This window comes from Mycobacterium sp. NGS17, assembly GCF_059813205.1.
This window is the reverse complement of the sequence record NZ_JCALED010000009.1, coordinates 184,272-198,071: the sequence shown is the minus strand read 5'-3', so window position 1 is coordinate 198,071 and position 13,800 is coordinate 184,272. Positions and strand designations below refer to the sequence as shown.

Sequence of the window (13,800 nt, the reverse complement as noted above, 5' to 3'; positions counted from 1 at the left end):
CAACGACGCCTTCATCGCCTGCCCACGGTCGCCAAAAACGCAGGTCAAGACGAAATCAACCCGGCAAGAGTCCTCTTGTTTTCGGCCCTCGGACGCCACCAGTTTGGTGTGAGAATGCTGTGCATTTACTGTGGAGTTAATACGCTCGTCGTTTGGAATTGAGCTAAGAAAAGTCTGGCCGTCGAAGCCGCTTGTTGTGCGGCGGCGATGTAAACGACTGGGAAACACTCCGAGTCGCGATCCGCACAGCCGCTCGCATCTGGGGGGGCAGAGCTCAGGCACTCGGGGCACTGTTCGGGGGATCGGTTGCGCGCGGCTACATAGGTTAGGCTACATTTACTAACCGTGACCGAGGTCAGCGTCGAGACAAGTTCCGCCGGCTCTGAGTCGCCGTCGATTCCGCTCCCCTTGCATATCGATCCGGCCGATCTTGCGGCCGAGCTCGTCGCGAAACTGTCCGAGCGCGCCGGCGAAGAGTATCTGCTCTACGAGCGCGGCGGTGAATGGGTGCTGGCCACGGGCATACGCGCCATGATCGAGCTGGACAGCGACGAGCTGCGAGTGAGCCGCGACGGCGTGACCCGAAGCCAACAATGGTCGGGCAGGCCCGGGCCGGTTCTCGGCGAGGCCATCGACCGGCTGTTGCTGGAAACCGACCAGCTCTTCGGCTGGATCGCCTTCGAATTCGGCGTGTACCGCTACGGGCTGCAGCAGCGCCTGGCACCGGGAACCGCACTGGCTCGGGTGTTTTGGCCGCATGGCCGCATCGTGGTGACCCGGGAGGAGGTCCGGCTGTTCGGTGCGTCGGCGAGCCACCGGGACGAAGTGCTGGGCGTGCTGGCCGGCGGAGTGCCCGACGTGCGCGTCGCCTCGACGGTCGACGTGGTGGCTGACCCGTCCGCCTATCGTGATCGGGTGGCGTCGGCCGTCGGCGAGATCGCCGCGGGCCGCTACCACAAGGTGATCCTTTCCCGGTCCCTCGAAGTGCCTTTCCCGCTTGATTTCCCGTCCACCTATCGGCTGGCCCGACGGCACAACACCCCGGTGCGGTCGTTCCTGCTGCGGCTGGGTGGCATTCGCGCCGTCGGTTATAGCCCCGAACTGGTCGCCGCGGTCCATCGCGACGGGCTCGTGGTAACCGAACCGTTGGCGGGCACCCGTGCGCTCGGCCATGGCGAGGTCCGTGACCGCCAGGCGCGCGACGACCTGGAGTCCAATTCCAAAGAGATTGTCGAGCACGCTATTTCGGTGCGAAGCTCGCTGCAGGAAATGGCCGAGATCGCCGAGCCGGGCACCGCCGTCGTCACCGATTTCATGACGGTGCGGGAACGGGGGAGCGTGCAGCACCTCGGCTCCACGGTCAGCGGTCAGCTGGGTACGGGAAATGACCGGATGGATGCGCTCGAAGCACTGTTCCCGGCCGTCACCGCATCGGGCATTCCGAAAGCGAATGGGGTAGAAGCGATCATGCGCCTCGACGAGGGGCCTCGCGGCCTGTATTCGGGTGCGGTCGTCATGTTTTCAGCCGACGGTGGGCTTGATGCGGCGCTGACGCTGCGGGCAGCCTACGAACACGACCGCAAGACCTGGCTGCGGGCCGGTGCGGGCATCATCGGAGAGTCCACACCCGACCGCGAGTTCGAAGAGACCTGCGAAAAGCTCTCCACACTCGCGCCGTATCTGATTGCGCGCCAATAGCTTTAGCGTGGCTTGACAGCCACGTGCTCAGGCCGAGGAGCTCGATTCCAGGTAGTCGGCCAAGATGCGGCCGACGAGCGATTCGATACTGGATTCGATCGACGAGGCGAGCGTGGCGGTGACGGTCGCCACGGCTTGCGTTCGGAAGCGCACCAGCATGGTGATCAGCTCGGCGATTTCGGCGTCGGCCGGCAGCGGTTCACCGGGCTTGATGCGATCCAGCACGTGTTCGGCCCCGGCACGCACCAGCATGTCGCTGATCTTGTCGATCTCCGGGACGATCTGCTCGTGGAGGTCGATGAGCTTGTCGATCTCGACGCCATAGCCGCGTATTTCGTTGAAGGCTTCGATGAGCTTCGGGCGGGTGACGGTGGCTTGCGTCCCGTCGATCCGGATCACCTGCAGCGCCACCAGGCGTTCGAACGCGTCGGGGTCGTCGACCAGTCGCCGGGCGTCGGCCAGCGTCATCGTTTCCGGCTTTTCGGTGGTCCAGGTGCCGACGATCGCGGTCTCGAGGCCCAGCACGTCGCCGAGGTTCTTGCCTTCTTCCCACGCGCTGAGCATTTCTCGCACGTGTGCGATGTTGTACCCGCGGTCGAGCATCGAGGTGATGAGCCGCAGCCGGGTCAGGTGGGTGTCGTTGAACAGCGCGATGCGGCCCACTCGCAGGGGTGGCGGCAGCAGCCCGCGGTCGCGGTAGACGCGGATGTTGCGGGTGGTGGTACCGGCCAGCCGGGCCAGGTCGTCGATCCGGTATTCGCCGGAGTTTGCCGTGCCGTGCGGGTGCCGGGCCGCCGCATCGAAGAGCTGTGACACCGCCCCCTCGATGAGTTGGCGGTATTCCCGCGATTGGCGCCGAACCCGTTTGGGTGCGCGCCGCACGTTGTGCAGCACGCTGGCGATGGTGCCGGGTTCGGGCCGCGCGGCGCGTTCGGTGGCCATGTCAGTGCGGCATCTCAGGCCGACGCGGTGGCCTGTGCCTTCGCGTGATGTGCCACCGCCTGATAGTCCTGGTACCGGAAATCCCGCATCTGACGAAGATACTGCGTGGCAAACCCGGGGTACATCGAGACGTTGCGTCCGTCCTTGGTCAAATACCAACTGCTGCAACCCGACATCCAGGTCGTCTTGGTCAGCCGCCGCTGAATGCGTTCGTTATAGCGGCGCTGTACGTCCTGGCGAACGTCGAGGTAACGCAGGTCGCCCTCCAGAATGGTCGTGATGCCACGGACGGCGTAGTCGAGTTGCCCTTCGATGTAGACCAGCAGCGAATTGTGACCGGGCCCGGAGTTCGGGCCTGTCATGAAGAACAGGTTCGGGTAACCGTGCGCGCTGGCGCTCTTGTAAGCCTGTGCGCCGTCGGCCCATTCGGCGCTCAGCGAACGTCCACCCAAACCGGTGACCGGGAACGGCGGACCCGTCAGATGCACGTCGTAGCCGGTGGCGAACACCAGGCAATCCAAGTGGTGTTCGATGCCATCGCTGGTGCGTAGACCGACCGGGCTGAGCGTCGCGATCGGCCAGTCGATCAGCTTGCAGTTGTCGCGTTGAAGGGCGGGGTAGTAGTCACTGGACACCAGCATCCGCTTGCAGCCGGGGGTGAAGTCCGGCGTCAGCTGGCGGCGCAGCCATGGGTCTTTGACCTGTCGGCGCAGGTGCATCTTGCCCAGCCGGGCGACCACCGAGGTCAACGGCGTGTTCCACACCAACGCCGTCGCGCTTGCCTCGTGCCCCCAGTACAGCGCCTGGCGCGCAAGCTGTTGCAACGCAGGCGCTTTGGCGAAGGCGTCCTGTACCGCGGGCGGCGTCGGGAAGTCGAAGCGGGGAAGCACCCAACCCGGCGTGCGCTGGAACACCTTGACGAACTCGGCCTGCTTGACCAGTTCGGGGATGATCTGGATCGCACTGGCACCGGTGCCGATGACCCCCACCCGCTTGCCGGCGAAGTCGTAATCGGAGTCCCAGTGGGCGCTGTGAATCTTGTGGCCCTGGTAGGTCTCGATGCCGCGGATGTCGGGGAAGCTGGAATCCGGCAGCGGGCCGGACGCAAGGATCACCGTGCGGGCCCGAAAGCGCTTGCGGGCGGCCGTGGTTGCGGTCCACACGCCGGCGTCCTCGTCGAAGGACAGCCCGGTGACTTCCTGCCCGAACTGAACGTGGCGACGGATGTCGAAACGGTCGGCCATCTCTTCGAGGTGGTTGCGGATCTCGTCGGCGGGCGAGTAGGTCCGCGACCAGGTCGGATTCTTGACGAACGAGAACGAGTACAGCAGCGACGGAATGTCGCAGCTGGCACCGGGATAGCTTGTGTCGCGCCAGGTTCCGCCGACTCGGTCGCTGCGCTCCAGGATGACGACGTCGTCGACGCCGGCCTGGGCGAGCTTGATCGCCGCGCCCAGACCGCTGAAGCCGGCTCCCACGATGAGCGTCGCGTAGGTGTGTGCCTTTGCCATGGTCATGCCGCCGGCTCGTGAGTGACTTCGCGGACCCAGGTGGGTACCGACGGCAGCAGCGGCCGCGGGTACCGCTCGGACAGCCAGACCATCGAATTGGCCAGCAGGTGGTAGGGGTGGCGGGGATTCGTCACCACTCCGGCGTAGCGCCTCAGGAACCGGTAGGTCGGTACCCGCCTGGCGTGCTCGGCGCGGTCGCCCAGTTCCTTGAATCGCTTGACGGCCCTATAGAGTCGCTCGGGCTCCATGCCCATGGCGACGATCTCGTTGCGGATTCTGTTGATCAGCGGTGCCCCCATGACCGCGCCGATGATGAGGCCCGGGGTTGCGTTGTGGCCGATGAAGTCGATCAGCATTCGTCGGATCTTCGCGTGACCGATCATGTCGAGAACTTCGAAATCGACCACTAGATGGCGTGATTCGTCGTTGTTGATTTTCTCGAAGACCCGATGGCACACCGGGTCGTGTACCTCGTCGAGGAGGAATTTCAGCAGTGCGCCGTCCAGCGCGACTTCCAGCATCGGGATGACGGTGCCGAGCAGTGACAGTGGCATGTCGTCGGCCCAGCGATCCAGCCAGTCGATTGCCAGTCGGATGTTGACGTTCGGCTCGGGAACCTCGCCGTCCTCGAGCATGCCCCAGCGCTTCATCAGCGCCAGTTCGGCGTTGGCGTGCCGCTGCTCCTCGGCGTGGAAGTAGCGGTAGATCTCGCCGATGGTGGGGGTGGGTGCCTTCTTGGCCAGCGCCGCGAATCCTCTGGCGCCGATGTTTTCGATCCAGCACAGGTCGGCCATGAACGCCTTGAGTTGTGGCCGCTGCTCATCGGTGATCGTGTCGGCACCGGGTGCTTCCCAATCGATGTCGGCGAGCGCCCACTGTCGATCCTTGATCTTGGCGAGCATGGCTTCCATGTCGATGGCCATCAAAACGCTCCTTTGCGTCGGGTGATCAGGGCAGGTTGATTCGGGACACCAGGCCGGCCGCACGCGTATAGGTCTGTGGGGCCAGGCGTTTGATGTTCCAGCCGATCTTGGCGTCGAACTGTGGCATGCAGTACAGCTCGCCGCGGTCGTGGGCGTCCAAGCAGGTGCGTGCGACCTTCTCCGCCGATAATCCGGTCCAGCGCATCAATTTTCCGGCCAGTTCGCTGGACTGCTCGCTGATGCGGCCGGACTCGATGATGTTGGTCTTGACGAAAGTCGGGCACAGCACGGTGACCCGCACCGGCGTGCCGGCCAACTCCGCGGCGAGGGTTTCCGAGAGTGAGAGCACACCGGCCTTGCTGACGTTATAGGCGGCCATGCCGGGCGCCGCACCGAACGCCGCGGCGGAGGCCACATTGATGATGCCCCGCGGCGCGTGCGACGGTTCGGCCTCGCGCAGGATCGGGGTGAACACGTGGCAGCCGTGAATGGGGCCCCACAAGTTGATACCCAGGGTCCACAGCCAGTCGTCCAGCGGCGCTTCGCCGACGGCGGCGCCGCCCGCACCGACGCCGGCGTTGTTGATCACCAGAGTGGGTGGCGCGGCGAACCAGGACTGCGACTGTTCGGCCAACGCTTGTACGTCGTCGAATCGCGATACGTCGCAACGGATTGCGACCGCCTTCGCACCGCGCTCGTTGATCGTGTCCGCCGTCCGCTGCGCGGCCGCTTCGTCTATGTCACTGCACACCACTGCGCCGCCGCGCTTGCCGAGTTCGATGGCGAAGGCGGCACCGATGCCGCTTCCGGCGCCGGTCACCACCGCGGACGCGCCGCGGCTGGTTTTCGACCGATCGAACAATCTGTCCAGGGGGCCGAACATGGTCAGTGGACCTCCTCGGTGACGGCGCGCGCATCCTGCAGGGCGTGAGCGATGAATCGCGCCACGTAGGCCATGGCCTTGGCGGCCTCAGGCGTCATGCGCGGCAACGCCTGAAAGACGTGCACCTGATGGGGCCAGATCTGCAGTTCGCATCTGCCGCCGGCGGTGCGGATGTCGGCGGCGAGCTGGCGCGCGTCCTCCTGCAGCATTTCGGCGCCACCGGCCTGGATCAGGGTGGGCGGAAGCGCGGGGCCGCGGGCGACGTCGAGCGTCAACCGCTGGTGGGTCAAGTCGGTGCCGCTGTGATAGAGGCCGACCAGGCGGACCGCGTTCGCCGCCCGGGTGGCGGGATCGGGGCGTATCCGCTCGCGGGCCAGCGCCAGTTCGAACGTGAGGTCGTACAGGGGAGACAGGAGCACCATGGCGGCGGGATGATCGACCCCGGGCTGCAGCAGCAAGTCCACCGACAGGTGACCGCCTGCCGAATCTCCGGCGATCACAATCTGTTTCGGCGACACGCCGCAGGTATTGACCAGCCAGTCCCACCCCGCGCGGACGTCGTCGGCAGCGGTGGGGAACCGATGACGTGGTGCAAGTCGGTAATCGATGCAGAACACCGGAAGGCCGGTCAGGGCCGATAGCCAGGATGTCAACCGCCGGTGCGTCTTTGGCGAACACACGGCGTATCCGCTGCCGTGGACGTAGTAGATCGCACCATCGCTGATCGAGGAGCGCTCGGTTTCGCTCGTGGGTGTTCGCGGCCCATAGACCCATTCACCCTTGACGCGGCGGCCGTCGGGAAGCCTGACGTCTACCGACTCGACACGGGTGCCCGCGAGTGAAGGCCCGAAGGTCCCCATGATTCTGGCAACGATCTGGCGCGATAGCCACAGTCCCCAGGCCCGTTCGGGCGGAATCACGCTGGTGATCGGCCGAAGGGTGTACGTACTTACCGCTGCCGCGCCGCGGGACCTCAACGACCCGCGAGCCGGAACGCCGTCCGTCATACAACGCAGTCAACACCAAATGGTGACATTGGTCAATGGCAGCTTTTGAAGATGCGCGCTGACGGCGATCACTACCTACTCCGGCAGTGGCGACGCTGGCATCAGCTGACTGCCGAGTTCGCAGCGGCGCAGTTGTTCGAGCGGTCGCCTAAGCAGTAGCGGTCCGATCAACCCTGTTTCGCCTCGTAGCGCAGCAGCACCGTGCCGCCCGGAAAGGTGCGGTTCTCCAAGAGCCGCAGCGAGATCCATGACGGCAGCGTTGGAAAGAACGGGGTGCCGCCGCCCACGGCGGCGGGTGCGACCACGATCCGGTATTCGTCCACCAGTCCGGCCTGCACGATCGGTGCGGCCAGCGTCGCGCCGGCGACCTCCAGCCTGCCGTCGGTTTCGGCTTTCAGCTTCGTCACCACCTCGACCGGGTCGCCGCGTTCCAGGCGGGAGTTCCAGTCGACGGACTCCAGGGTGTGCGAAAACACGACCTTGGGCATGTCGCGCCAGATGCGGGAGTAGTCAACGATCAACGGGCTGGCATTCGCGGCCTTGTCGGCAGTCGGCCAGTACGCGGACATCAGTTGGTAGAGCCGCCGCCCGTAGAACGACAGGGCGGTCTCGCGCTCGAAGTCATTCCAGTACTGGTGCAGTTCTTCGCTCGGATCGGCCCAGTCGATGTTGCCTTGCGCGTCGGCGATGTACCCGTCCACCGACACGTTGAAGCCATAAATGAGTTTGCCCATCCAGTTCAGACTGCACCGGCGGGCAGATCTCATTGCGACGACACACCAGACATCGATCAATCGTGGATGGCCAGCGTCAGCGGCTTCCCGTTCCGTCTCGTCAGCGCCCGGTTCATTCGGGACGCTCGATGAGCTTGCCGTTTTCGAACGTCGCGCCACCACGAACGAGGGTGATCAGGTGCGGCGCATGCCAGCGGGCTGGAGGCACTTGATCAGCTTGTGGGCCATGGCATCCAGCCATCCGCGAGCCCGGCCCCTGGGTGCTTTGCTGCGGTTGCGCACGGTCGCAACGGTGAGCCAGCCTGTCCCGCCCGCGACGGGACAGCTCAAGCCGTTGCTCCTGGCAACTGACCGGTGTTACGGCAGCGCCAGCCGACTAAAATTTTTTTAAGCGATCCGGTTAAACCGTTCGGCCGAGATTTTCGTTATCAAGGGGTGGGGGATCAAAGGGTGGGGGAAATTAGTGTCATCGCGGGCGTGTCTGGTGCGTTGCCACCGTATCGCTATTCCCAGCGAGAGCTCACCGACCTTTTCCTCAGCATCCCAGGGTTCGACGATTACGAAGACATCATTCGACAGCTACACGCCAGCGCCCAAGTCAACAGTCGGCACCTCGTTCTGCCCAAAGAACAGTATCTGGCACTGGCCGACTTCGACCAGGCGAACCGGATCTTTATCAAGAACGCCGTAGACCTCGGGTGTGAGGCGCTGATCGGCGCGCTCAACAAGGCGGGCCTGCAACCCCAAGACCTCGACGCGCTTATCACGACGACGGTCACCGGCCTGGCGGTGCCGTCGCTGGATGCTCGCATTGCCGGGCGGCTGGGTCTGCGCGAAGATGTGCGGCGGACACCGTTGTTCGGCCTGGGCTGCGTGGCCGGCGCGGCCGGGGTAGCGCGGCTGCACGACTATCTGCGCGGTACCCCCGACGGCGTGGCAGCCCTGATTTCGGTCGAGCTGTGCTCACTTACCTACCCCGGGTACAAGCCGACCCTGGCCGGTTCGGTGGGCAGTGCGCTATTTGCCGACGGGGCTGCGGCGGTGGTCGCCGTCGGCGAGAGTCGCGCTGAACATATCGGCGCCGCCGGCCCCGATATCCGCGATTCGCGCAGTTGTCTGTATCCCGACTCGCTGCACGACATGGGCTACAACGTGGGCACCGCAGGGTTTCAACTGGTGTTGTCGAAAGACGTCGCGACCGCACTACAGCAATACATTGGCCAGGACGTCATCACGTTTCTGGCCACGCATGGCTTGACTACCACCGACATCGGCGCCTGGGTTGTCCATCCCGGCGGCCCCAAAATCCTCGAAACGATCAACAAGGCCCTCGACTTATCACCGGATGCCCTCGCACTGAGCTGGCGTTCGCTCGGCGAAGTGGGCAACCTGTCGTCGGCGTCGGTGCTGCACGTGCTGCGCGACACCCTCGCCGTACCGCCGCCCAGCGAAAGCGCGGGCCTGATGATCGCGATGGGTCCTGGCCTGTGTTCTGAACTCGTGTTGCTGCGCTGGCACTGACTCGTGCCTAAACGTGTGTGGCCCTGCCGGTGTCGCCTGCTGCAATGACTTTGCAGGCGCCTGTGGCTGGCGACCGCGCGCTGTCCTTGCCGATCTGATAAGCATCACTAATGGCCACCGCACGGGTTGCGCAGATACGGAGTGTCGGGCTTTCTGACTTACGTTTGAGATGAGTGAACATCGGGGTGGTTACTGCGTGTCATTGGGCGGCTGTGTGGATTGGCTGTTGTGCTCGCTGTACATCGCGTCGATCTGGGCGGCGTACCCGGTGACGATCGGTTTGCGTTTGAGCTTGGCAGTCGGCGTCAAGTACTGGCTGCCGGGTTCCCAGATATCGGGCAATACGGTGTAGCGCTTGATTTGCTCGACCCGGGACAGCTTGCGATTGGCCGCCGCCATACCCTTGTCGATTTCGGCATGCACCGCTGGATTGCGAGCGAGGTCGTCAAGTGACCCCGAAACCCCTTGCGAAAATCCATATTTGGTGACGGCGTCGGGATCCAGGGTGATCAGAGCGGTGTTGTAGGGCCGAGCGTCGCCGATGACGACGACTGGACCGACCAGTGGGCAGTTCGCGGCGATGGCGTTCTCGATATTGGTCGGCGACATGTTCTTGCCGGCGGCGTTGATGATCAGCTCTTTTTTGCGGTCGACGATGCGTAGGTAGCCGTCGTCGTCGATCTCACCGATGTCGCCGGTGTGCAGCCAGCCCTCGTCATCGATTGCCTCGCTGGTCTTCTCGGGATCTCTGCGGTAACCGCGCATGATGTTCTTGCCCCGCACCAACACCTCCCCGTCGGTTGCGATGGTGACCTCGGTTCCGGGAATGGGCGTGCCCACCGTTCCGATTTTGATCCGTTCCGGACGACTTAGGGTCGCCCCGGCCGTACATTCGGTCATTCCGTATCCCTCGCACACCGGGATGCCTAAACCCAGGACGAACTCGTGCACCTCGGGCGGGATCGGGGCTGCGCCGGTGACGCCGATGCGGAGCTGGTCCATGCCGAGCCGGTAGCGCACTTTCGACAGCACCAGCCGCTCGGCGATGGGGTGGGTCAGCTTCTCGGTGAACCGCAGTGCGCGGTCATCTGATGCGGCCCGCGCCTTGGCCTGGCCCACCCTGAATGCCCACGTGGCCAGCGCACGTTTGACCGGCCGCTCCGCGGCGACGGCCGATTCCAATCCGGCTTTGGCTTTGATCCATATCCGTGGCACGCCGAGGAAAAGTGTCGGCCGCACTTCGATCAACGCCGGAAGTACGGCCTTGACGTCGTCCACCGTGGTGATCTGCAGGCCGTAAAGCAGGTTCTGATAGTGAGTGATCCAGCGATTGGCCGCGTGCGCGTCTGGTAGATACGACACCGCACGGTCGGCATGAGTGATCCCGCCGACTTCTTCGGTGATACGGGCGTTTTCGATGAAGTTGCTGTGGGTTAGCTCCACGCCCTTTGGCGGGCCCGTGGTGCCTGAGGTGTATACGATCGTCAAGACGTCATCCGGCTTGACCGCCCGCCACGACCGTTCGAAGTCGAAATCGGCCGCCGGGGAGGCCTCGAGTTGATCCAACCCGATGGCGCCTTCCGCCATGCCGTCGACGCAAACCACGTGTTTTACATCGCCGCCCCGGTCTGCCGCGGCGAGAACCTGCGGCAAAAACTGGCGCTCACAGATCACGGTCTGGGTGTCGGCGTTGTCGAACTGATACGCCAGCAGCTCGGGAGGATTGGTGTTGTACACCGAGAACGGGGTGGCTCCGGCGTGCAGGACGGCGGTGTGGCATAAATGAAACTCCGGCCGGTTAGTCAGCATCAGTGCGACGGTGTCGCCCCGGCCGATGCCGAGCCCGGCCAGCCCCGCGGCGATGGCCCGCACTCGGTCGCGGTACTGACGCCAGGTGATCGTCACCGCGTCGCCGAGCGTCCGCAGCGCCACCGCATCCGGATACTTGTTGGCCGTCGATTGGAAGGCTTCGCACAGCGTGGTGGGCCGGCTGCCCGCGGGATTGGTCATCAGTTACCTTGAACTAGTCGATTATGCTGTATACGATACAACTGTATTGTTACGGAGTTGTGGCCTTAAAGCAAGGTAAGGACGATGACGGGTGGTCACCGAGGACTGGATTCGCCGTTCGACCCCGAAACCAGCGCAGACGACTTACTGCGTGAGCCGCAGGTCACCTATGACGTGACACGGTGACGGCCCACGACGGCGCGCGCCTGCATGTGCGCAGTTATGGTCCCGCGCATCGTCAGCCGATCGTGTTGATCCATGGCTTCGGGTGCCGCATCGAGTACTGGAACCCGCAGATCAACGCCCTGGCCGCCCGCTATCGGGTGATCGCATACGACCAGCGCGGCCTGGGCCGCAGCACCCTGGGGTCCGACGGCGTGCACCCCGATGTGCTTGGGCGCGACCTCGCCGCTGTGCTGAGCGCGGTGCTGGGGCCGGCGGAGCGGGCGGTGTTGGTGGGGCACAGCTTCGGGGGGATCACGGTCATGGCGTGGGCGCAGCGTTACGGTGCTCGCACCGAGCGCGCGGTGTCGGCCGTTCTGTTGGCCAACACCATCGCCGAGCGGTTCCGCGCCTCCACGATGCTGCTGCCATTCGCGAACCGGTATCGCTACATCCGCCGACCGTTGCTCACCGCATTAGCGAGCTCGACGATCGCGCTTCCCTCCATCCGCTGGTCACGATGGCCGCTGCAGCGGTTGGTGTTGTCCCGCTACGCCGATCTTGCGGCCGTGAACTTCGTGTATGAGATTTTGGCCGATTGCCGCACCGATGTGCGGGGCGTCTGGGGAGCGGGGCTGTCGCGGCTGAGCGTGGCCGCGGGGCTGGAGAACCTCACGGTGCCAACCACCGTGGTGGCCGGCAACGAGGATCGGCTGACACCACCGGCAGCAGCACACCGGATCGCCGATATCCTGCAGGCTCGGGGCAGACTGCACCGGTTTGTGCGGCTGCCCCGCGTCGGGCATTGCACGAATGTCGAGGCGCCACATGCCTTTAATGCCGAGATCGAACGGCTGGCAAAGTCGATCCGGTCATAGTCAACGCTAGGTCGCTCAGTTCTCGACGGTGATACGCAACCGCGGTTTGCGGCCCTCAGGTGGTTTGTCGACGCGGTCCCACACCGCGTCAACCATCGGCTGCAACAGCAGCTCGCCCATTTGGCGGATCAACACGCCCAGGATCTGGGAGGATTCGGGTCGTTTGGTGGATGCCACTCCCGAACCGCGCATCGCCGTGACTTCGCGGCGAGTCAGCTCGATGAGCGCGTCGAGCAGGTGCAGCCGGTCTTCGGAGGGCTCCAGCACCGCGCGCCGCACATAATTGACGACCGGCGGATTGTTGCGCAGCATGCGGGCGACGGCCTCGTCGCGCGCCGCCGCGACGTGCCGCGCGCTACCCTCGGCCGGGACCTGGGCGAGCGCGTGGGCGAAATAGTCCACCACCAGCTGGTCGACCGCGTCGCGCACGCCGGCTTTGGTCTTGAAGTGGTGCTGCACCAGTCCCAGGGTGACCCCGGCCGCAGAAGCGATGTCACGCAACGAAATTCGGTCTTCGCCATATTGCGCGTAGAGGTCCAGCGCAGCGTTGCGAATCCGCGCCTTGGCCGTCAGGTCTTCATTGGTCGCCCGCGGATCGATCATCGCCACAGCTCTCCTCCTCACCGCCATCCTAGGGCCCAACCTAATCTCCTCTACGTTTGATCTATTTACGATACAACTGTATTGTCTCCGGCATGAAGGTGACGTTCTAGTGCGGCCCTTGGCCGGTATCGCGGTGGTGTCCCTGGCGGTGAACCTGCCCGGTCCGCTGGCGGCGGCACGGCTGGTCGAGTTGGGTGCTGCGGTGACGAAGGTGGAGCCACCGGCGGGAGATCCGCTCGCGGCTGCCGCGCCCGACTGGTATGCGCGTTTGGTCGAGCACCAGAACGTGTTGACGCTGGATCTCAAAGACACGGGTGATCGGGCCAAGCTCGATGAGTTGCTGGGGGATACCGATTTGCTGATCACCTCGATGCGGCCCTCGGCGCTGGCGCGGTTGGGGTTGGCCCGTCCGCACGAGACGTTTCCGCGGCTATCGCTTATCGACATCGTTGGCTACGACGGCGAGCGAGCCGAGATTGCGGGCCATGATCTCAACTACCAGGCGGTGCACGGGACACTGACGCCGCCGCATATGCCGAAGGTACCGATCGCTGACATGCTCGGTGCTGAGCGCGCCGTGACGACGGCGGTGGCGGCACTGCTGCAAGCCGCGAAAACCGGTAAGGGGCAACCGCACCGCGTGGTGTTAGAGGAGGCGGCCGCCCGTGCCGGCGATGCGGTGCGCTATGGGCTGATGGGGGAGGGCGCAGCGCTCGGTGGCGCATTTCCCGGCTACGGCATCTACGAATCGGCCGACGGATATGTCGCGCTGGGTGCGATCGAACCGCACTTCTTCGCGCGGACATGCGCGACGTTTCACGCCGACGGCAGCCACCAAAGCCTGCGCGAGGCGTTCAAGTTGAGAACGACCGCGGAGCTAGAAGAGCTTGCGCGGCATATGGATATTCCCCTGAACGAAGTGAGGTAG

The 13,800-nt window shown here is 64.6% G+C and carries 12 protein-coding genes and 1 pseudogene; 4 read left to right on the top strand and 9 right to left on the bottom strand.

Annotation, left to right across the window (positions count from 1 at the left end; genetic code table 11):
* Nucleotides 1-345: 345 nt before the first annotated feature.
* Nucleotides 346-1,698 carry a salicylate synthase gene (locus AC5Y7E_RS19755; protein ID WP_499950444.1) on the top strand — a complete coding sequence of 451 codons (1,353 nt, stop codon included), beginning with the start codon at nucleotides 346-348 and terminating at the stop codon, nucleotides 1,696-1,698.
* Between the two features lie 27 nt (nucleotides 1,699-1,725).
* On the opposite strand, the gene AC5Y7E_RS19750 is transcribed toward AC5Y7E_RS19755, so the two are convergent.
* From AC5Y7E_RS19750 to AC5Y7E_RS19720, 7 genes and pseudogenes are all read right to left on the bottom strand, one after another.
* Complete coding sequence (locus tag AC5Y7E_RS19750) at nucleotides 1,726-2,640, bottom strand: MerR family transcriptional regulator (protein WP_499950442.1); 915 nt, start codon at nucleotides 2,638-2,640, stop codon at nucleotides 1,726-1,728.
* A gap of 14 nt (nucleotides 2,641-2,654) precedes the next feature.
* A complete protein-coding gene (locus tag AC5Y7E_RS19745; protein ID WP_499950441.1) occupies nucleotides 2,655-4,157 on the bottom strand; it encodes a flavin-containing monooxygenase in 1,503 nt (500 codons plus the stop codon).
* Nucleotides 4,154-5,074, bottom strand: a complete 921-nt coding sequence (locus AC5Y7E_RS19740; RefSeq protein WP_499950440.1) for a ferritin-like domain-containing protein — start codon at nucleotides 5,072-5,074, stop codon at nucleotides 4,154-4,156. The genes AC5Y7E_RS19745 and AC5Y7E_RS19740 overlap by 4 nt, the downstream gene beginning before the upstream one ends.
* Nucleotides 5,075-5,099: 25 nt before the next feature.
* Nucleotides 5,100-5,957, bottom strand: a complete 858-nt coding sequence (locus AC5Y7E_RS19735) for an SDR family NAD(P)-dependent oxidoreductase (RefSeq protein ID WP_499950438.1) — start codon at nucleotides 5,955-5,957, stop codon at nucleotides 5,100-5,102.
* A 2-nt stretch (nucleotides 5,958-5,959) separates the two neighbouring features.
* Nucleotides 5,960-6,964, bottom strand: a complete 1,005-nt coding sequence (locus AC5Y7E_RS19730) for an alpha/beta hydrolase (RefSeq protein ID WP_499950436.1) — start codon at nucleotides 6,962-6,964, stop codon at nucleotides 5,960-5,962.
* A 167-nt stretch (nucleotides 6,965-7,131) separates the two neighbouring features.
* Nucleotides 7,132-7,698: a dihydrofolate reductase family protein gene (locus tag AC5Y7E_RS19725; RefSeq protein WP_499950509.1), complete on the bottom strand. Its 567-nt coding sequence runs from the start codon at nucleotides 7,696-7,698 to the stop codon at nucleotides 7,132-7,134.
* Between the two features lie 78 nt (nucleotides 7,699-7,776).
* Nucleotides 7,777-7,992 (bottom strand): annotated as a pseudogene (locus tag AC5Y7E_RS19720) (IS256 family transposase); the annotation flags it as partial.
* A gap of 165 nt (nucleotides 7,993-8,157) precedes the next feature.
* Here AC5Y7E_RS19720 and AC5Y7E_RS19715 point away from each other — a divergent pair.
* The gene (locus tag AC5Y7E_RS19715) at nucleotides 8,158-9,219 is read left to right on the top strand and encodes a type III polyketide synthase (RefSeq protein ID WP_499950508.1); all 1,062 of its coding nucleotides are present in this window, start codon (nucleotides 8,158-8,160) and stop codon (nucleotides 9,217-9,219) included.
* 189 nt (nucleotides 9,220-9,408) lie between these two features.
* On the opposite strand, the gene AC5Y7E_RS19710 is transcribed toward AC5Y7E_RS19715, so the two are convergent.
* A complete protein-coding gene (locus AC5Y7E_RS19710; RefSeq protein ID WP_499950435.1) occupies nucleotides 9,409-11,229 on the bottom strand; it encodes an AMP-dependent synthetase/ligase in 1,821 nt (606 codons plus the stop codon).
* Nucleotides 11,230-11,411: 182 nt separating this feature from the next.
* Between AC5Y7E_RS19710 and AC5Y7E_RS19705 the strand changes: the two genes are divergently transcribed.
* A complete protein-coding gene (locus AC5Y7E_RS19705) occupies nucleotides 11,412-12,269 on the top strand; it encodes an alpha/beta fold hydrolase (RefSeq protein ID WP_499950433.1) in 858 nt (285 codons plus the stop codon).
* Nucleotides 12,270-12,284: 15 nt separating this feature from the next.
* Here the strand turns inward: AC5Y7E_RS19705 and AC5Y7E_RS19700 are convergent, their stop codons facing one another.
* Nucleotides 12,285-12,872 (bottom strand): TetR/AcrR family transcriptional regulator, encoded by a 588-nt coding sequence (locus AC5Y7E_RS19700; protein WP_499950507.1) that lies wholly within the window; start codon nucleotides 12,870-12,872, stop codon nucleotides 12,285-12,287.
* Between the two features lie 109 nt (nucleotides 12,873-12,981).
* Here AC5Y7E_RS19700 and AC5Y7E_RS19695 point away from each other — a divergent pair, with 109 nt between their 5' ends.
* Nucleotides 12,982-13,800 carry a CoA transferase gene (locus AC5Y7E_RS19695; protein ID WP_499950432.1) on the top strand — a complete coding sequence of 273 codons (819 nt, stop codon included), beginning with the start codon at nucleotides 12,982-12,984 and terminating at the stop codon, nucleotides 13,798-13,800.

Bases quoted from the DNA above. Each gene is read 5' to 3' on its own strand.
- AC5Y7E_RS19745 (WP_499950441.1), bottom strand. From the start codon at position 4,157: ATGACCATGGCAAAGGCACACACCTACGCGACGCTCATCGTGGGAGCC.
- AC5Y7E_RS19725 (WP_499950509.1), bottom strand. From the start codon at position 7,698: ATGGGCAAACTCATTTATGGCTTCAACGTGTCGGTGGACGGGTACATC.
- AC5Y7E_RS19740 (WP_499950440.1), bottom strand. From the start codon at position 5,074: ATGGCCATCGACATGGAAGCCATGCTCGCCAAGATCAAGGATCGACAG.
- AC5Y7E_RS19750 (WP_499950442.1), bottom strand. From the start codon at position 2,640: ATGGCCACCGAACGCGCCGCGCGGCCCGAACCCGGCACCATCGCCAGC.
- AC5Y7E_RS19735 (WP_499950438.1), bottom strand. From the start codon at position 5,957: ATGTTCGGCCCCCTGGACAGATTGTTCGATCGGTCGAAAACCAGCCGC.
- AC5Y7E_RS19710 (WP_499950435.1), bottom strand. From the start codon at position 11,229: ATGACCAATCCCGCGGGCAGCCGGCCCACCACGCTGTGCGAAGCCTTC.
- AC5Y7E_RS19700 (WP_499950507.1), bottom strand. From the start codon at position 12,872: ATGATCGATCCGCGGGCGACCAATGAAGACCTGACGGCCAAGGCGCGG.
- AC5Y7E_RS19730 (WP_499950436.1), bottom strand. From the start codon at position 6,964: ATGACGGACGGCGTTCCGGCTCGCGGGTCGTTGAGGTCCCGCGGCGCG.